The sequence below is a fragment of the Nocardioides mangrovi genome, from assembly GCF_020073815.1.
Lineage (GTDB): Bacteria > Actinomycetota > Actinomycetes > Propionibacteriales > Nocardioidaceae > Nocardioides > Nocardioides mangrovi.
In genome coordinates, this window is the sequence record NZ_JAIQZJ010000001.1 from 465,026 (window position 1) to 482,835 (window position 17,810).

At 74.2% G+C, this 17,810-nt stretch carries 19 protein-coding genes; 9 read left to right on the top strand and 10 right to left on the bottom strand.

The features are described from left to right. Positions 1 to 4: 4 nt before the first annotated feature. The 3 genes from adhP to K8U61_RS02180 form a co-directional block, all read right to left on the bottom strand. Positions 5 to 1,021, bottom strand: a complete 1,017-nt coding sequence (adhP, locus tag K8U61_RS02170) for an alcohol dehydrogenase AdhP (RefSeq protein WP_224121321.1) — start codon at positions 1,019 to 1,021, stop codon at positions 5 to 7. Next, positions 1,018 to 1,791, bottom strand: coding sequence for a hypothetical protein (locus K8U61_RS02175; protein ID WP_224121322.1), 774 nt, complete (start codon positions 1,789 to 1,791; stop codon positions 1,018 to 1,020). The genes adhP and K8U61_RS02175 overlap by 4 nt, the downstream gene beginning before the upstream one ends. Before the next feature lie 113 nt (positions 1,792 to 1,904). Next, positions 1,905 to 2,915: an Acg family FMN-binding oxidoreductase gene (locus K8U61_RS02180; protein ID WP_224121323.1), complete on the bottom strand. Its 1,011-nt coding sequence runs from the start codon at positions 2,913 to 2,915 to the stop codon at positions 1,905 to 1,907. 141 nt (positions 2,916 to 3,056) lie between these two features. Here K8U61_RS02180 and K8U61_RS02185 point away from each other — a divergent pair, with 141 nt between their 5' ends. Further along, on the top strand, positions 3,057 to 3,749 hold the full coding sequence (locus K8U61_RS02185) for a response regulator (RefSeq protein WP_224121324.1): 693 nt from the start codon (positions 3,057 to 3,059) through the stop codon (positions 3,747 to 3,749). Positions 3,750 to 3,753: 4 nt separating this feature from the next. On the opposite strand, the gene K8U61_RS02190 is transcribed toward K8U61_RS02185, so the two are convergent. After that, the gene (locus K8U61_RS02190) at positions 3,754 to 4,314 is read right to left on the bottom strand and encodes a flavodoxin family protein (protein ID WP_224121325.1); all 561 of its coding nucleotides are present in this window, start codon (positions 4,312 to 4,314) and stop codon (positions 3,754 to 3,756) included. 76 nt (positions 4,315 to 4,390) lie between these two features. Then, on the bottom strand, positions 4,391 to 4,789 hold the full coding sequence (locus K8U61_RS02195) for a pyridoxamine 5'-phosphate oxidase family protein (protein WP_224121326.1): 399 nt from the start codon (positions 4,787 to 4,789) through the stop codon (positions 4,391 to 4,393). 160 nt (positions 4,790 to 4,949) lie between these two features. On the opposite strand from K8U61_RS02195, the gene K8U61_RS02200 reads away from it, so the two are divergent. Next, positions 4,950 to 5,819 (top strand): universal stress protein, encoded by an 870-nt coding sequence (locus K8U61_RS02200; RefSeq protein WP_224121327.1) that lies wholly within the window; start codon positions 4,950 to 4,952, stop codon positions 5,817 to 5,819. 4 nt (positions 5,820 to 5,823) lie between these two features. Continuing rightward, entirely contained in the window at positions 5,824 to 7,209 is a 1,386-nt protein-coding gene (locus tag K8U61_RS02205) for an MBL fold metallo-hydrolase RNA specificity domain-containing protein (protein WP_224121328.1), read from the top strand. Positions 7,210 to 7,220: 11 nt separating this feature from the next. Here K8U61_RS02205 and K8U61_RS02210 read toward each other — a convergent pair whose 3' ends face one another. Continuing rightward, entirely contained in the window at positions 7,221 to 7,817 is a 597-nt protein-coding gene (locus tag K8U61_RS02210) for a CBS domain-containing protein (protein WP_224121329.1), read from the bottom strand. Positions 7,818 to 7,863: 46 nt separating this feature from the next. Further along, complete coding sequence (locus tag K8U61_RS02215; RefSeq protein ID WP_224121330.1) at positions 7,864 to 8,289, bottom strand: pyridoxamine 5'-phosphate oxidase family protein; 426 nt, start codon at positions 8,287 to 8,289, stop codon at positions 7,864 to 7,866. A gap of 234 nt (positions 8,290 to 8,523) precedes the next feature. On the opposite strand from K8U61_RS02215, the gene K8U61_RS02220 reads away from it, so the two are divergent. Together K8U61_RS02220 and K8U61_RS02225 are read left to right on the top strand one after the other, a co-directional pair. Further along, the gene (locus K8U61_RS02220; protein WP_224121331.1) at positions 8,524 to 9,456 is read left to right on the top strand and encodes a universal stress protein; all 933 of its coding nucleotides are present in this window, start codon (positions 8,524 to 8,526) and stop codon (positions 9,454 to 9,456) included. Positions 9,457 to 9,488: 32 nt separating this feature from the next. Further along, positions 9,489 to 11,150 carry a sensor histidine kinase gene (locus K8U61_RS02225; RefSeq protein WP_224121332.1) on the top strand — a complete coding sequence of 554 codons (1,662 nt, stop codon included), beginning with the start codon at positions 9,489 to 9,491 and terminating at the stop codon, positions 11,148 to 11,150. Here the strand turns inward: K8U61_RS02225 and K8U61_RS02230 are convergent. Then, on the bottom strand, positions 11,147 to 13,837 hold the full coding sequence (locus tag K8U61_RS02230; RefSeq protein WP_224121333.1) for a cation-translocating P-type ATPase: 2,691 nt from the start codon (positions 13,835 to 13,837) through the stop codon (positions 11,147 to 11,149). The genes K8U61_RS02225 and K8U61_RS02230 overlap by 4 nt on opposite strands. Before the next feature lie 131 nt (positions 13,838 to 13,968). On the opposite strand from K8U61_RS02230, the gene K8U61_RS02235 reads away from it, so the two are divergent. Both K8U61_RS02235 and K8U61_RS02240 read left to right on the top strand, forming a co-directional pair. Continuing rightward, on the top strand, positions 13,969 to 14,538 hold the full coding sequence (locus K8U61_RS02235; protein WP_224121334.1) for a hypothetical protein: 570 nt from the start codon (positions 13,969 to 13,971) through the stop codon (positions 14,536 to 14,538). A 119-nt stretch (positions 14,539 to 14,657) separates the two neighbouring features. Next, positions 14,658 to 15,062: an Hsp20/alpha crystallin family protein gene (locus K8U61_RS02240; RefSeq protein WP_224121335.1), complete on the top strand. Its 405-nt coding sequence runs from the start codon at positions 14,658 to 14,660 to the stop codon at positions 15,060 to 15,062. 276 nt (positions 15,063 to 15,338) lie between these two features. Here the strand turns inward: K8U61_RS02240 and nusA are convergent, their stop codons facing one another. Together nusA and rimP are read right to left on the bottom strand one after the other, a co-directional pair. After that, the gene (nusA, locus tag K8U61_RS02245) at positions 15,339 to 16,313 is read right to left on the bottom strand and encodes a transcription termination factor NusA (RefSeq protein WP_224121336.1); all 975 of its coding nucleotides are present in this window, start codon (positions 16,311 to 16,313) and stop codon (positions 15,339 to 15,341) included. Further along, positions 16,313 to 16,798, bottom strand: coding sequence for a ribosome maturation factor RimP (rimP, locus tag K8U61_RS02250; RefSeq protein WP_224121337.1), 486 nt, complete (start codon positions 16,796 to 16,798; stop codon positions 16,313 to 16,315). The genes nusA and rimP overlap by 1 nt, the downstream gene beginning before the upstream one ends. An 87-nt stretch (positions 16,799 to 16,885) precedes the next feature. Here rimP and K8U61_RS02255 point away from each other — a divergent pair, with 87 nt between their 5' ends. Both K8U61_RS02255 and K8U61_RS02260 read left to right on the top strand, forming a co-directional pair. Beyond that, positions 16,886 to 17,305: a hypothetical protein gene (locus K8U61_RS02255; protein ID WP_224121338.1), complete on the top strand. Its 420-nt coding sequence runs from the start codon at positions 16,886 to 16,888 to the stop codon at positions 17,303 to 17,305. Continuing rightward, positions 17,302 to 17,733, top strand: coding sequence for a DUF4439 domain-containing protein (locus K8U61_RS02260; protein WP_224121339.1), 432 nt, complete (start codon positions 17,302 to 17,304; stop codon positions 17,731 to 17,733). Before K8U61_RS02255 ends, K8U61_RS02260 begins: the two co-directional genes overlap by 4 nt. The last annotated feature ends 77 nt before the right edge of the window (positions 17,734 to 17,810 follow it).

Sequence of the window (17,810 nt, forward strand, 5' to 3'; positions counted from 1 at the left end):
GCGGTCAGAGCTGGAAGACGATCCGCGCGGTCGCCCGGCCCGACAGGACGTCCTCGATGGCGTCGTTGACCTCGTCCAGCTTGCGGGTCTCGGCGACCACCCGCGTCCGGCCGCGGGCATGGAGGTCGAAGACCTCGGCGAGGTCCTGCCGGGTGCCGACGATGGAGCCGATCACCGAGATGCCCTTCAGCACCGTGGGGAAGATCGGCAGGCTCATCGGTCCGTCGGTCTCGGGCGGCAGGCCCACGCACACCAGCCGGCCGCCCGGCCGGAGGGCCGCGAACGCCTGCTCGAAGACGGACGGCAGCACGGCGAGCACGATCGCCACGTCGGCGCCTCCGAGCTCCTCGATCGCCGCCACCGGATCGGTCTCCCGAGCGTTGACCACGTGGTCGGCGCCCAGCTCCAGGGCCAGCTCGAGCTTGTCGACCTCGACGTCCACGGCGATCACGGTGCCGCCGACCAGGCGTGCGTACTGGACGGCCAGGTGGCCGAGGCCGCCGATCCCGAAGACCGCCACGCGCTCGCTCGGCCGGATGTGCGCGACCTTGACGGCCTTGTACGTCGTGACGCCCGCGCAGGTCAGCGGCGCCGCGTCGTGCGGGCTGACGCCGTCCGGGACCGGCATTGCGAAGTCGGCGTCGGCGACGACGTACTCCGCGAACCCCCCGTCGACCGAGTAGCCGGTCCGCTGCTGGTCGGGGCACAGGGTCTCCCAGCCGCTCACGCAGTAGTCGCACCGGCCGCAGGCGTGACCGAGCCACGGGACGGCGACCCGGTCGCCGAGGTCGCGGTGGGTGACCCCCGCTCCGAGCGCCTCGACGATCCCGACGCCCTCGTGCCCGGGGACGAACGGCGGCGTGGGCTTGACCGGCCAGTCACCGTGGGCGGCGTGGATGTCGGTGTGGCACAGGCCGCTCGCCTCGATCCGCACCAGGACCTGACCAGGACCCGGCTCGGGGACGCGACGCTCCTCGATGACCAGGGGCTCGGTGAAGCTGGTGACGACTGCTGCCTTCATGACTGCTCCTCGGGTAGTGGTGCGTTGGTGGTGGACCGGGCGACGGCGAACCACAGCCCGGTGCCGGCCGCGCCGATCACGACCAGGCCGGAGACGATGAGGACGGCGCCGACGGTGCTGAGGACCGGCATCCTGGCCGCGATCGTGACCTCGGCGCGCACGGGAGAACTGCCGTCGGCGTTCATCACCACGAGCGTCCAGTCACCGGTGTCGGCGTCCCACCGCATCGTCTGGGTGCCCCGACCGCTCGACGAGGCCACCCAGAAGGTCTGGCCCTCCGGCGGCCCGGGCGAGACCGTTCCCGGCACGAAGTCGGCGTACCGGTCGTCGCCGTCCCACGGGTCGTGCATGGTCGTGCACGGGACTCCGGTCAGGTAGCGGTCGACGTCGGCGGTGCGCGCGAGGCCGACGAAGACCTCGGCCCCGGCGCTCCCCTGGACGGTGACCACGACCCGCCCGACCATCCGGTCCATCCGCTGCGGCATCCCCGGCATCATCGCGCCGTGCATGCGGACCGCCTCGGAGCGGACGGCTGCGCCGTCGCTCGACCAGGTGGCCGGCGTGGTGGAGTAGTAGCCGTCGGAGCCACGCAGTGCCGTCGACACCAGCGCCACCCCGGTCCCGGTCAGCAGCAGGCCGCTGCCGACCAGGAGGAAGACCGACGCGGCGACGGTCGCGACCACTCGCGCGACGGTCCAGTCGCGCGTGGGCCGCGAGGGTCCGGGGCTCTGGCCGCCGTTCGGCGCGGGACGGGTCGGCGTGTGGGTCATGGTCCTCAGCCCTTCGGGTCGCGGACCTCCTCGGCCCGCACCTCCAGCGTCACCAGCTGGACGCCGACGCCCCAGGGGAGAAGGTCACCGGCGACGGGGACACGGTCCCGGGCTCACGTCCTCAGGAGGTCCTCGAGCGGGCGACGCGGCGTCCGGGGGAGCGCGCTGCGGGAGATCTCCTGCCACCCGATCCGGACGACGAGGGCGGGGTAGCCGGCCGCCCCGACCACTCCGTGCAGCACCTCGCGGGTCTCGGCCACCTCGACGATCTCGCTGAGCGGGACCAGCGACAGGTCGTGCGCCATCGCGTCGGCCCACAGCCGGCACAGCACGTCGCCCGCCGCCAGCCAGGCGGCGGGGGTCTCCTCCGCGGTGACGATCACGACGATGCCGTCGGCGCGCGGCGCGAGGGTCCACTCGCCCGCCTCGCCGTCCTCTCCGCCGAACCTCGACGGCCAGCCCGCGTCGAGACCGTCTGCCGCAGGCGGTACGGCGTTGCCGCGGGGGACGCCGTCGTCGGACGCGCGGTGCGTCCACCGACCCAGCTCGGCGGCGAAGCGCGGGTCGCTGCGCTCGGTCGCCATCGCCCGGCTCATCAGCAGCTCGACGCGCACCCGGGCCGCCGCGTTCGGCAACGGCACCGCGGACGCGCCACCGGCCGCGGCGCCGGTCGTGAGTCCCTGCAGGAGCGACGAGGGGATCGGCCAACCGATGAAGCGGCGCCGGTCGGTGGCGCGGGCGGCGAGGAGCTCCGCGTGGGCGGTCGCCTCGCGGGTGACCGCCGCGGGCCGCGCCGCGGCCGGGAGCCGGATGCTCGCCAGGAGGTCGGGGTCGGACCGGTTCGGCCGCATCACCGGCTCGGCGGGCCGGCCGGCCGCTGCCGCGGCGGCCAGGGCGTAGTGGAGCGCGGCGCCGCAGCTGATCGTGAGGAGGCGGCCGTCGGGGTCGGCGACGGGGAGCTGACGGGCGCGGTCGGCGTACAGGTCGAGCGTCCCGTCGCCGATCCGCCAGGCCCACGGCTGGGTGTTGTGCACGCTGGGCGCGCGCCGGGCGAACTCGACGATGCGGCGCCCGAGCGCTGCCCGCGGACCGTGGGGGCCGCGGCTCCTCGTGGGCGCGTCCATCTGGGCCTCCCGATCCGGGTGCGTGGTGCGGTGGGGCCGAGCATGCGACCCCGCGTGGTCCGCGCACAGGGACGAAGGTCCCGGGTCGTCAGTGGCCATCGACTGCAGCGGCGGGGCGCGGGTCGGCCCTAGCGTCGGAGCATGTGGGAGCAGGAGCAAGCAGCCGAGGAGCGGGACCCGATCACCGTCTTCCTGCTCGACGACCACGAGCTCGTCCGGCGCGGCATCCGCGACCTTCTCGAGGGTGAGCCGGACATCCGGGTCGTCGGCGAGTCCGGCCTGGCCCGGGAGGCCGCCAGCCGCATCCCGGCCCTGCACCCCGACGTCGCGATCCTCGACGGTCGCCTGCCGGACGGGTCCGGCATCGACGTGTGCCGCCAGGTCCGCTCGGTCGACCCGGGGATCGCCGCGCTCATCCTGACGTCGTACGACGAGGACGAGGCGCTCTTCGCCGCGATCATGGCCGGGGCCTCCGGCTACGTGCTCAAGCAGGTGAAGGGACCGGACCTCGTGGAGACGGTGCGGCGGGTCGCGGCCGGACAGTCGATGCTCGACCCCGCCGTCACCGCCCAGGTGCTGGCGCGGCTGCGGGAGGGCCCTCCCGAGGACCCGGTCACCAAGCACCTGACGCCGAAGGAGCACCAGATCCTGGACCTCGTGGGCGAGGGGCTCACCAACAGGCAGATCGCCGAGCGCCTCGGGCTCGCGGAGAAGACGGTCAAGAACTACGTGTCGACGATGCTCGGCAAGCTCGGCGTCGAGAGCCGGACCCAGGCGGCGATCATCGCGACCCGCCACCACCCGGGGAGTCACGGGAGCCACGGGCGGCACTGACCGGTCAGCCGGCGGCCGCCGACGGAGCGACGGTCCGCGCCAGGCTGCGCCCCCACTCGTGCGCCCGCTCGAGCTCGCCGGGGGCGAGCGGACCCTGGGTGTCCTCGACGATGAAGGGCGCCGGCCGCACGGCGGGTCGGTAGCCCCGGTGTGCGAGGAGGCGCGTCGCCCGCGTCGCCGCCGACTTCGGAAGGCGGCGGACCTTGCTCATCCGGGTGTCGAAGGCCGCGAACGGGCGGCGGTCGGCGCGGGACCGCTGCGGCAGGTCGCCGATCCACTCGCGGAGGCCGAACGCCTCGGCGTCGGGGCGGCCGCCCTGCGCCACCGCGTCGCGACGGGTCGAGGGCCGGCTCAGCGAGAAGGCGTGTGTCGGCGCGCCCACGACGAGGAGGTCGTACGACGCCGGATCGGTGCCCCGCGCCGCGGCCACGTCGAGGGCCGTGACGGTGAAGCCGCTCTCGGCCAGGCCGTCGGCGACCGCCCGGGCGACCTGCTCGGTGCAGCCGAACATCGACTCGTGGACCACCAGTGCCCGTGGGCGTCCGGGTGACGTGGTCTCGCTCATGACCCACCTCCGGGAGATCTGTCGGTGCTCCCACGATCGACCGCCGGCGTACCGGACGCTCGGGCCGCGGGACCTCTCAGCCGAGGGACTTTGTCCCACCGTCGCCCGGTGACAGCCGCCGTCCGCTCACCTCGCCGATGGTCACGACCACCTCCGCGGGCCGTGGCCCCGGCGGCCAGGGAACGGGGGAGTCCGGTCCGGCGGGGTCGAAGTGCACCGCGGCGACGCCGTGGGCGAGCACCGACCAGCCGGCGCGGCGGACGACGTCGACGTGGTCGACCTGGACGGCCACCCGCTCCGCGTCGACCCGCGCGACCATCTCGGAGTCGGCGGTGGTCCGGATCCACACCCGACCGTCGTGCACCGCGATGTTGACCGGCACCACGACCGGGCCGCGCGGCGTGCACCAGGCGATCCGGCCCACCTCGGCGCTTGTCAGTGCCTCCAGGCACTCCTCGCGCGACAGCTCGTCCACGACCGCTCCTCTCCGTCGTGCCCACGCTCTCGGGCGGGCGCGTCCGGGCACAGGTACCTCGGCCCCGGATCCGGGGGCCGAAGGTCTCTGAACCGGCGCCGCGGGGAGGGCGAGCCTGGAGGCACACCGTGCGCCGCACGGTCGAGCGGAGGTGGACGTCATGAGCGCGAACGAGTACGGGGTCCTCGTGGCCGTCGGGGCGGACGGGATCGGTGACGGTGCCCTCGACCTGGCCGCCGCCGAGGCGGTACGACGCGAGACCGGCGTCGAGCTGGTGCACGTCGTGCACTCGCTGGTGGTGGTCCCGTCGGAGCCGGGCCAGCTGGAGGCGGTCGACCGGGCCCTGACCCGGGTCGGGCGGACGGTGCTCACCGACGCGGCGGAGCGGATGCGGCAGCGCCTCGACGGTCGCTGCCCGGTCTCGTCCCAGCTCCTCACCGGCCGGGTCGCCGCGACGCTCGCGGACCGCGGTTCCCACGGGAGCCTCGTCGTGCTCGAGCGCCGCGACGTGGGTCTGGTCGAGCGGCTGCTGACGATGTCGGTGTCGACCGCCGTGGCCGCGCACGCCCATGCCCCGGTGCTCGTCGTCCCGCACGGTTGGACACCGTCCGCCGACCCCCTGCCGGTGACGGTCGGCGTCGACCACGCCCCGGACGCCGCCGGGCAGGTGCCCGTGGCCGCGGCGTACGCCCGCGCCGTCGGGCGGCCGCTGGTGGTGCTGCACGCGGCCTGGATCGCGGAGCCCTACCAGGACATGGTCTTCATGGACTACACCCGTCGCAGCTGGCTCCACGACGCGGGCGAGCAGATCCGCACGAGCCTGGCGACGTCGGACGTCGACCCGGACCACGACCTCGCCCTGGAGGTCAGGTGGGAGCGCCCGGCCGAGGCCCTGGTCGAGGCGTCGCGCTCGTCGTCGGTGCTGGTCCTGAGCCGTCGGGCCGGCGAGCACGGCACCCGGCTCGGCTCGCTCACCCGCACCGTGCTCCAGCACGCCGCGTGCCCGGTCCTGCTCGTCGACCGGGGCTAGCGCCATGCCGACCTCGCCGTCCCTCACCTTCCTCGGCGCCGCCGGCACCGTCACCGGCAGCCGCTTCCTGGTCGAGTCCGACGCGAGCCGGGTGCTCGTGGACGCGGGTCTCTACCAGGGGCCGTCGGCACTGCGTCGGCGCAACTGGGCGCCGTCGGGACTGCCCGTCGACGACCTCGACGCCGTCGTGGTCAGCCACGCCCACCTCGACCACTGCGGCTACCTGCCGCGGCTGGTCCGCGAGGGCTACCGGGGTCCGATCCTCTGCACGCCCGAGACGGCCGAGTTGGTCGCGATCGTGCTCCGCGACAGCGCCCACCTCCAGGAGGAGGACGCCCGGCTCGCCAACGACGCCGGCTTCTCCAAGCACCGACCGGCGCTGCCGCTCTACGACCTCGCCGACGTCGAGAGCTCACTGCGGCTGCTGAGCCCCGTCGAGCACGGCCAGGAGGTCGAGGTCGGCGCCGACGCCCGCGCGGTGCTCCACCCGGCGGGCCACATCCTCGGGTCGTCGACGGTCGAGCTGGAGGTGGGCGGCGCTCGGGTCGTCCTCAGCGGCGACCTCGGCCGCGACCGCCACCCCCTGCTCCGCCCCCCGGACCCGCCGCCCTCCGCGGGCACGATCGTCGTCGAGTCGACGTACGGCGACCGCCGACACCCGGACGACGCCGGTGACGCGATGGGGTCGGCGATCCGGCGGACCGTCGCCCGCGGCGGCTCCGTGCTGATCCCGGCATTCGCCGTCGACCGGACCGAGCTGGTCCTGCTGGAGCTCCACCGACTCGTTCGCGACGGCCGGGCACCCCGCGTGCCGGTGTTCGTCGACAGCCCGATGGCGCTCGCGACGCTCGAGGTCTACCGGGCTGCGATCGCGAGAGGGTCGGGGCAGCTCCGGCCCGAGGCCCGGGAGCTCGCCGAGGCCGTCGAGGACCTGCAGGTGCGCGGTGTGCGCGACGCCGAGGGCTCGATGCGTCTCAACAACCCCGGGAGCCCGTGCATCATCGTGTCCGCCTCGGGGATGGCGACCGGCGGCCGGGTGATCCACCACCTCGCCCACCAGCTCCCGGACCGGCGCAACTGCGTGGTCCTGACCGGCTACCAGGCGGTCGGCACCCGCGGCCGGCAGCTCCTCGACGGGGCGCGCCAGGTCAAGATCCACGGACGCTACGTCCCCGTGCGGGCGGAGATCGTCGACGATCCGTCGTTCTCGGTGCATGCCGACGCCGACGAGCTGGTCGCCTGGGTCGGCTCGGCGGCGACGCCACCGCAGGCCGTGTACGTCGTCCACGGGGAGGCCACCGCCGCCCAGGCACTGGCCGACCGGATCACCGACGACCTCGATGTCCCGGCCGTGGTGCCCCGGCTCGGCGAGCACGTGCTGCTCGGCTGACCGAGGCCCGGTCAGCCGGGGGCGGTGTCCACGTGGACGACACCCGCCACGGTCTGCGCGACGACGCGAGCCAGGGAGGCCTCGCCGACGTTGGCGGGACCGGTCACCAGCACCACTCCGTCGTCGACCTCGACCAGCCAGTCGGCGCGACCGACGGAGGAGAGCAGCGCGGTCACGTCGGACGCGATCACGGCATCGGTGCGCGCGAGCGCCCGGACGATGTCGCTGCGGCTGACCACCCCGACCAGCCGGTGCCCTCGCTCGACGACGGGCAGGCTCTTCGCGCCCGTCGCGGTCATCAGCTCGACGGCGACCGCGATGTCGTCGTCGGGCGCGACGGTGACGGCGGACCGGGTGTAGACGTCCTCGACGGTCTGCGGTGGCCGGAGGGGGTCGACGGCGATGGCGTGCTCCCGTGCGCGCGGGTCGCGCACGATCGCGTCCTCGATCAGGTCGAGCTCGCTCACGATGCCGCGCAGCCGTCCGCTGCGGTCGACGACGGGCAGGGCGGTGATGCCGTGCTCCGACAGCGTCACCAGCGCCTCCTTGACCGTCGTCCGCAGGGTGGCCGTGAGCGGCTCCGACGTCATCGCCTCTCGCACCAGCATGATGGGACTCCTCTCGCGCGTGCTCGGCCGGCTGCCGGTCACTGACTCAGTGGTCGCCCTGCTCCCCGCGGCCCCGGATCCGACGGCCGGTCACGTCGGTCGGCGCGAGCCGGATGAAGAGGCTGCGCGGACCGGGGGCCCAGACGGGCATCTCGCCGACCGTGTCGGGGACCTCGTGGGCCGGGACGCGCTCGGCGACCCCGGTGACGACGACGCTCCACGCTGCGTGGGTCTCGCGGTCCAGGTGGTCGACCTCGGCGGCCACGCGACCTCCTGCGCACTGCCGCGCCAGGGCGGTGTACGGCTGGGTGCGGAACCACAGCGCGCCGTCGGCGACGGTGTAGTTGACCGGCACCACGGCGACTCCGTCCGGCCCGGACCACGCGATCCGCGCGATCTCCTCGCTCTCGAGCAGCTGCCAGCAGTCGTAGCCGGGGAGCACGGCCGGGAGCTGGGGGTTCGAGGTGTTCATGACGACCTCCTCTGCTGGTGGTCCGGTGGGTCACTCCCACGATCGGACCGCGACGACACCCGCGCCACGGCAGTCGGACCCGAGCCCTCGTGACCTTGGTCAATCGAGGGGTCGATGGGTCGCCCAGCGGTGACCAACGGCCCGGTGGCCGTGACCGACCGGCCCTCCCGGCCGCCCCGGGGGCGTCCGACCGTGGAGGGAGACAACCGGGACAACCGAGACGAGGAGGACGCCATGAACAACCAGCAGAGGGTCGAGCGGCACGGTCGCACCGTCGTCGTCGGCGTCGACGGGTCGACGGGCAACCGCAGCGCACTGCGCTACGCGGCCGAGGAGGCCGCCGGGCTCGGCGGACGGGTGGACGTGGTCCACGTGGTCCCGGACTACCTGCCGATCTCACCCCTGGTGCCGCTCACGCCCGAGGACCTGAGCGAGACCGCGACCGCGATCCTCCGGTCCGCACTGGCCTCGCTCGAGGAGATCGCGCCGGACGCCGAGGCCGAGGGGCACCTGCGTCACGGCACCCGTGCCGTCCAGCTCGCCCAGGCGGCGGAGGAGGCGGCGCTCCTGGTCGTCGGACGGGACGACCGCCCGCTGCTCGAGCGGCTCCTCTCGGGCGACGTCACCGCGGGTGTCTGCGCGCGGGCGTCGGTCCCGGTCGCCCAGGTCCCGGCCGGTTGGGAGCCGACGTCCGGCGGCACCGTCCTGGTGGGCGTCAAGTCGCCCCAGCACGCCGGCGAGCTGCTCGCCGAGGCGTTCGCGGTCGCGCACCGTCGGGGCGCCCGGCTGGTGGTCCTGCACGCCTGGAGACTGCCGAGCGTCTACGACGACATCATCGAGGTCCGGGTGGATCTCGACTCGTGGCAGGAGGAGGCGACGATCGAGATGGAGGCCCTCGTGCGGGACTGGCGCGTCGTCTACCCCGACGTACCGGTGGAGATCCGGGTCGTGCACGACCGGGCGGCGCACGCCCTGGTCGAGCAGTCCCAGGACGCCGACGTGATCGTCCTGGTGAGGCGGGAGCACGGAGTGCCGGCCGCTGCGCACCTGGGCAGCACCGCGCGCACCGTGCTGCGGTCCGCCCGGTGCCCGGTCCGGGTGGTGCCGCCGACCGGGACCCCCGAGGTTCCCGTGCTCCTCGAGTCAGAGGGGCACCTGGTGCGCTAGCGTCGACGGGGGGTGTCCTCACAGGAGGGGCCATGGACGAGTGGCCGGCCGGTGGCTCGGAGCTCAGTGACAACCCGGCCGAGGAGCGGTGGCAGCTGCTGCTCGACGCCGTGGTCGGCATGGCCGACCTCGGTCTCGACGAGCTCCTCTCGCGCATCGTGACGGTCGCCGCGGACCTGGCCGGCGCCCGGTACGTCGCGCTCGGCGTCCTCGGCGACGAGCCCGACCGGCGCCTGCGGAGCCTCGTGACGCACGGCATCTCCGCCGCCGAGCAGGCCCGGATCCCTCGCCCGCCCGACGGGCGAGGCCTCCTGGGTCTGCTCATCGACCATCCCGAGCCGCTCCGCCTGCACGACATCGCCGCGCACCCGACCTCCTCGGGCTTCCCGAGCGGGCATCCGCCGATGCGGTCGTTCCTCGGTGTCCCGATCCGGATCCGGGACAAGGTGTTCGGCACGCTCTACCTCACCGAGAAGGTCGGCGCCGGGGACTTCACGGAAGGGGACGAGCAGATCGTGGTCGCGCTCGCGGCCGCGGCGGGAGTGGCGGTCGAGAACGCCCGGCTCCACGAGGAGGCGGCCCGGCGCGAGCGGTGGCTCGCGGCCGGTGCCGAGCTGACGGCGCTCCTGCTCCGCCCCGAGACCGATGCCACGGCGCTCCAGATCCTCGCCGACCGCGCCCGCGAGCTCGGAGGTGCGGACGTCGCCTGGGTGGCCGCCGGCCCGGACGATGCCCACCTCGCGCTCCAGGTGGTCTCGGGGATGCCGGCGACACCGGAGCGCATGGCAGGCCTGGACCTGAGCCGGTCCCTGGCCAGGAGCGTCGTCCGCAGCGGCATGCCCATCACCGTCGAGGACCTCGCGGCCGACGAGCGGGCGCTGGACGTCGCGGAGAAGCTGGGCTGGGACCCGCTGGGACCGGCTGTCGTGGTGCCGTTGCGCAGCTCGGCGGGCATCGAGGGCGTGGTCGCGCTCGCCTGGCGGCGGGACGCGCAGCGGGTGGACGTGGATCTCGACACGGCCCTGCCGACGATGTTCGCCGAGCAGGCCGCGCTCGCCCTCCACGTGGCCCGCGCCCGTCGCGACCAGGAGCGCCTGCTGCTGCTCGAAGACCGGGACCGGATCGCACGGGACCTTCACGACCTGGTCATCCAGCGCCTGTTCGCGACGGGCCTGACGCTACAGGGGGCCGGGAGACTGCAGGACCCGGACCAGGTGAGGCTGCGTCTGGACCAGGCCGTCGACGACATCGACGCGACGATCCGCGACATCCGCCGGACCATCTTCGCCCTGGGATCGATGGAGGTCTCGACCGACATCCGGTCGGCCGTCGCCGAGGTGGTCGACCGGGCCGCCGGGACCATGAAGTTCCGCCCGGAGCTCCGATTCGAGGGTGCGGTCCACTCGCGGATCTCCGACGCGGTGGCGCCCGATGTCCTGGCCGTGCTCACGGAGGCGCTCTCGAACGCCGCCCGCCATGCCCGACCCTCCTCCTGCCTGGTCGAGCTCAGTGTCGACGACGGCATCCGGCTCCGCGTGGTCGACGACGGGGACGGGATGCCGGAGCGCGTCGCCGAGAGTGGCTTGGCCAACATGCGCCGGCGCGCCGAGCAGCGCGGCGGCAGCCTGACGATCACGTCGACACGCGAGAAGGGCACCGAGCTCGTCTGGTGGGTGCCGGGGGACGGGTCCTAGCCCGCCACCTCTCCGGTCCGCGCCCAACGGGCCCGGCGCGCCCAGCGGTAGCCCTCGTCGACCAGCCACACGACGACGGGGAAGCACCCGAGCAGGGCCAGCTCCGAGCCGTGCAGCGGCCGGGTTCCGAACACCTCCTGCGCGGCGGGCAGGTAGATGGCGACCGCGGTCACCGCGATCTCGAAGGCGATGCCGAGGAGCAGGAAGCGGTTCGTCAACGGCCCGATCGCGAGCAGCGAGACCCGCTCCGTCCGCGCCGCCAGGGCCGTTCCGACCTGGCAGGCGACGATGCCCGCGAAGGTCATCGTGGTCGCCCGGAGGTAGTCGTCGTGCAGCGCGCTTCCGGGTCCGGTGGGATCGCCAGGGCGCCAGCCCGCGCTCATCAGGACGTCCAGGTACCCACCGAGGACGAGCGCGGCCGAGGTGAGTCCGAGGACAGCCCAGGCACGCACCAGCATGGCCCTGGAGATGATCCTCTCCGAGCGCGGCCGCGGCGGTCGGTCCATCAGCCCGGGCTCGGCCGCCTCCCGGCCGAGGGCGAGCGCGGGCAGGGTCTCGGTCCCGAGGTCGATCAGCAGGATCTGCACCACGGTGAGACCGAGGGGCACCGCGCCGCCCGAGAGCGCGAAGACGAGGAAGGGGACGATCTCCGGAACGGCGTGGGCGAAGATGTAGACGATGAACTTGCGGACGTCGTCGTAGACCCGGCGCCCCGCCTCGACCGCCCGGATGATCGTCGCGAAGTCGTCGTCGGTCAGCACCATCGTGGCCGCCTCGCGCGCGACGTCGGTGCCGGCCCGACCCATGGCCACCCCGATGTCCGCCTGGCGGAGCGCCGGCGCGTCGTTCACACCGTCGCCGGTCATCGCGACCACGTGCCCGGCGGCCTGCAGCCGGGCCGCGATCCGGAGCTTGTCCTCCGGCGAGCTGCGGGCGAAGACCAGCTCCGCCTCGCCGCTGAGCAGGTCGTCGAGGTGCTCGTCGTCGAGGTCCTCCAGGTCCGGCCCGGGCACGACGTGCGGACGGTCCGAGCCGCCGATCCCGGCGGACGTCGCGATCGCCGCGGCCGTGCCGCCGCTGTCGCCGGTGATCACGTGGACCGTGATGCCGGCGGCATGCGCCTGCGCGACCGCGTCGGGGACCGCGTCGCGCAGGGGGTCGGTGAGCGCGACGAAGCCGATCAGGTCGAGGTCGTGCTCGAGCTCGGCCCGGTCCGGCACGGTCGCGGCCACCGGGACCTCGCGCCAGGAGCACGCGATGAGGCGCAGGCCACGCCCGGCCAGCTCCTCGAGCCGGGTCGCGAGCCGCTCGCGGTCGGCCGGTCCGAGCGTGCTGGTCGTCCCGTCCGGCGCCATCGCGGACGTCGACCGCGCCAGCACCGCCTCGGGGGCGCCCTTGGTCAGGATCCGTTCGACGCCGTGGGCGTCGACGACCACGACCGACATCAGACGCAGCCGCGGGTCGAAGTGGTACGTCGCCCTCCGGCGCTCGGTCGGCAGGGGGCTGTCGACCAGGCGGGCGGCGGTCTCGAGCAGGGCCAGCTCGGTGGGATCTCCGGTGCCGGCCGCCAGGTCGGCGGACGTGCACGCGTGCAGCACGTGGGCCATCGCCGATCGGACGGCCGGCTCGGGGGACCGCCGGGCGCTGGCGTCCCAGGTGCTGTGCAGGGTCATCCGGTTCTGGGTGAGCGTGCCGGTCTTGTCGGTGCAGATGACGTCGGTCGAGCCGAGCGTCTCGACCGCGCTGAGGCGCTTCACGAGGCCGCCCTGACGAGCGAGGTCCGCCACGCCCGCGGCCAGCGCGAGCGTGATCGTGGGCAGGAGGCCCTCAGGCACGTTCGCGACGAGGAGCCCGATCGCGAAGACCGCGGCGTCGGCCAGGCTCAGCCCGGACATGACCCCGAGGGGGAGGAAGGCGATCCCGACACCGACCGCCACGGCGGCGATCAGCCACGCGACGCGACGTACCTGGAGCTCCAGAGGGCTGGGCTCCTGGGTCGTGCGTCCGCTGAGGCTCGCGATCCGGCCGAGCTCGGTCGACATGCCGGTCGCGACCACGACCGCCCGGCAGTCGCCGCTCGTGCACGTCGTGCCCGAGAGCAGGACGTCGGGCGCGTCGACGACGCGCCGGTGCAGCTCGGTCGCGGAGCCAGCGGCCCGGACGACCGGGACCGACTCGCCGGTCACCGCGGACAGGTCCACCTCGACGGCTCCCTGCAGGATCCTGGCGTCGGCGCAGACCGCGTCCCCCTCCTCGACGACCACGACGTCGCCGGGCACGATCGTCCGGGCCTCGACTGTGCTGGGCCGCCCGGCTCGAACGACGACCGCGTGGGGTGGAAGGTAGGCGCTCAGGGCCGCCACGGCGTGCTCGGCGTGCCGCTCCTGGAGCACGGCCAGGCCGGCGTTGAGCGCGATGACGGCGAGGATCGCGACGCCGAGGACCTCGGCTGAGGTCGCGAGCGCAAGCCCGGCCGCGACCCAGAGCAGGAGCGCGAGCGGGTGGGTGAGCTGTCGACCCACCGACGCGAGGAGTGAGGGCCCCGCCCGGGTCACGAGCTCGTTCGGCCCGTACGTCGAGAGGCGGGCGCGCGCCTGGTCGTCGTCGAGACCGGTGGCGGAGGAGCCGAGCTCCTCGACCACCTCCGGCAGCGGTCGCAGCACGAGGGCCGGTGGGTCGTCCGCCATGGCCTCCACGCTCGCGCTCGCACCCGGCCACAGGGCAGGGCCGGTCGGGCCCCGGACGTGGTGCCTGGGGCCCGGGCCCGGCGGGACCATCGGCCCTGCCGACGGTCGCCGCCGGGGAGCACGGTGGAGGCATGAGGACCTACCGCGCGACCTGGGGCACCATCACGGTCGCCGCGGCGGTCCTCTCGGCCGGTGCCGGAATCATCGAGGTGGGTCCCAGCTCGGTGATCGCCGCCGGCCTGCTGGTCGCCATGATGGGAGCCACGCTCGGGCTCGCCTGGACCGAGACCGACCACCGGTGGCGCCTGGTCGCCCAGTGGGGGCTGTGGGCCGGCGTCGGGGGTGTCCTGCTCGTCGGTCTGCCGCTGGTGCTGGGACCCTGGTCGCTGCCCGCGCTGGTCGCGCTGGCAGGGGGATGCCCGCCCGTGGTGGAGCGGAGCCTGGTGCTCTACCGCGACCGGCACCCGGTCGGCGGCCCCGCCCAGCACCTCGAGCGCGTGGACGACCGTGCCCTCGAACGTCGCTGGCACCAGACGTCGCAGCAGCTGCAGCACCCGTCGACGACGCCGACGGAGACGCTCCGGCTGGTCCAGGAGCGCGCCCGCCTGCTGGACGAGATCGAGCGCCGGGACCCGGCGGAGTTCGCCGCGGCCCTCGTGCGCGCCGGCTGGCGCGGCGCGGACTCGTCGGCGGACCTCTGAGTGGACGGCCGAGCCGAGGGCGTGACCCGGGACCTCGCGATCGCGGGTCGTTCGGCCCTGGGGTGGGACCGCCGGAGCGGGTGGGCTGGCACCAGGACCACGAGGAAGGAGATCACGTCATGAGCACCATGCAGCGCAACGGCCAGTCGCTGGTCGGTGAGCTGATGAGCTGGATGGGCGCGGCCGCCGAGCCGGACATCCGGATCGAGGAGTACGTCGAGGACGACCGACGCGTCGTGCGCGCGGACCTCCCGGGCATCGACCCGAGCCGGGACCTCCAGCTGACCGTGGAGGGAGGAGTGCTCCGACTGCGAGGCGAACGCCGCTCGGAGCACCACGACCAGCACCACACCGAGCTCCGGTACGGCTCCTTCGAGCGCGTCATGACGCTGCCGCCCGGCACCACCGCGCAGGACGTGACCGCGGACTACGCCGACGGCGTCCTCACCGTGCGCACGCCGCTGCAGCCGTCCGTCGAGTCGGCACGCATCCCGATCACGCATCGGGAGCTGCCGGCCGAGTGACCGGCGGGACACCCTGCCGGGGCGTGGGGGGGGGCCCCCCCCCCCGGGGCCGGGGGGGGGGGGGGGGCGGGCGGGGGCGCCCCGGCGGGGGGGGGGGGCCCGCCGCCCGGGGGGGGGGGGGGGGGGGCCCCCCCCCCCCCGGGGCCCCCCCCCCCCCCCCCCCCCGGGTCGCGGGCGCTGCATGAACACCCGGTCCACCGGGGATTTCTGCACCTCGGGACCGTCGCAACGGGCCAGGAGCGCTGGGACTGCCCCCGAGGTGGTCCAGCCGGCGGCTCAGTCGTCCGGCTGCTCGTCCGATCGGATGTCGATCCGCCAGCCGGTGAGGCGGGCGGCGAGGCGGGCGTTCTGGCCCTCCTTGCCGATCGCGAGCGACAGCTGGAAGTCGGGCACGACGACCCGGGCCGACTTGGCCTCGGCGTCGACGACCTCGACCTTGGTGACCTGGGCCGGCGAGAGCGCGTGGGCGACCATGTCGGCCGGGTCGTCGGACCAGTCGACGATGTCGATCTTCTCGCCGTGCAGCTCGGCCATCACGTTGCGGACCCGCTGGCCCATGGGGCCGATGCAGGCGCCCTTGGCGTTGACGCCGGGGACGGTCGACTTCACCGCGATCTTGGTGCGATGACCCGACTCGCGGGCGATCGCGGCGATCTCGACGGTGCCGTCGGCGATCTCGGGGACCTCGAGCGCGAAGAGCTTCTTGACCAGGTTGGGGTGCGATCGGGAGAGGGTGATCTGCGGCCCGCGCATGCCCTTGCGGACCGAGACGACCAGGCACTTGATGCGGGTGCCGTGGTCGTAGCGCTCGCCGGGCACCCGCTCGCCCACCGGCAGCAGCGCCTCGAGCTTGCCGAGGTCGACCATCACGTCGTCGGGGTTGCGACCCTGCTGGATGATCCCCGAGATGATGTCGCCCTCCTTGCCGGAGAACTCACCGAAGCGGATGTCGTCCTCGGCGTCGCGGAGCCGCTGGAGCATGATCTGCTTCGCGGTCGTCGCGGCGATCCGGCCGAAGCCGTCGGGGGTGTCGTCGTACTCCCCCACCTGGTTCCCCTCGTCGTCGAGCTCGGCGGCGAGCACGGTCACGTGACCGGACTTGCGATCGAGGTCGACGCGGGCCTTCTCCTGCGCGCCCGGCGTCTTGTGGTACGCCGTGAGCAGGGCCTGCTCGATCGCCTCCACGAGCACGTCGAAGGAGATCTCCTTCTCCCGCTCGAGCATGCGAAGGATGCTCATGTCGATGTCCATCAGGCCTCCTCGTCCACCGGACGGTTGAACTCCACCTGCACGAGCGCCTTCTTCACCTGGTCGTAGGCGACCGGCCTCCGCTCGCCGTCGACCTCGAGGGTGACCTGCGTGTCGTCGGACTCGCCGATCCGTCCGGTGACGGCGTCGCCGTCGGCGAACGTGACCTTCACCAGGCGCCCGGCGTTGCGGCGCCAGTGGCGCGGCAACGTGAGCGGCCGGTCGACTCCCCGCGACGTGACCTCCAGCGTGTAGGGCTGCTCGCCCATCACGTCGGACGCGTCGAGCACGCGGTTGACCTCACGGGTGGCGTCCGCGACCTCGTCGAGGGTCACGCCGCCGTCCTTGTCCACCGCCACCCGCAGGATCCGGCGCTTGCCGGCAGGGGTGATCTCGACGGCCTCGACATCGAGGCCCAGGGCACGCAGGGGGTCGACGAGCTCTTCCTCGATCCGGTCCCGGGTGGCGTCCTGTCTGGCACTGCTCACGGGTGGGCGACCTCCTTGTGCTGTTGTTGATCGACCACCTTAGCGCCCCGGCGGCCGGTCGCCAGATCGGCGGATAGGGTCGTCGCCGTGCCCGCCCGTCCCCGCCTCGTCAGCCGCCGTACGACGCTCGCCGTCGCCGGGGCTGGTCTGGTCGTGCTGGCGGGCTGCGACGACCGCGACGAGCCCGCCGGCGACCCGACCACGAGCCCGTCAGCGGACCCCGACCAGGCCCTCGTGGACGAGGTCGTCGAGCAGCAGGGTCGTGCCTGGCAGCGGGCCACGAAGGCCGGTGCCGCCGACCTCGCCGCCCTCCACGCGGCGCACCTCGAGGCGCTCGGCGCGCCCACCCCGACCAGCGGCCAGGCGCCCCGGATCCCGGTCCGGCGGGTCGAGCAGCAGCTGCAGAGCGCCCTGGTCGCCGCGTCCCTGACGGCCCGGAGCGGCGACCTCGCCCGCCTCCTCGCCTCGATGTCCGCGGCCGTGAGCCAGCAGCTGGAGGTCCGATGAGCGACGTCGACGCCCTGCAGACGGCGCTGGCCGCCGAGCACGCGGCCGTGTGGGTCTTCGGCGCGCTCGGCGGGCGCACCTCCGCGTCGGCGACACCGGACCTCTTCGGATCCGTCTCCGCGTCGTACGACGACCACCTGGACCGCCGCGACGACCTCAGCGACGCGATCGTCGAGGCCGGCGGGACACCGGTGGCCGCGGAGCCGGCGTACGAGCTCCCCACGCTGGACACGCCGGCCCAGGTCGAGGCGGTGGCGCTGAGGACCGAGCGGTCCTGCGCGACGACCTACGCGTGGCTGACCGGCCGGACGAGCGGCGCCTGGCGCCGCTGGGCGATCGAGGCCCTCAACAGGACAGCGGTCCGCGAACTCGCCTTCCGGGGAACTCCCGAGATGTTCCCCGGAAGTGACGAGTACGCGGACCGCTGAGGCCCTGTGGCCGAAGCGGGACCCCGCCGGGATGTGGGGGGACTGACGGGGTTTCCGCTTCGTGCAAAAGTCTGCAA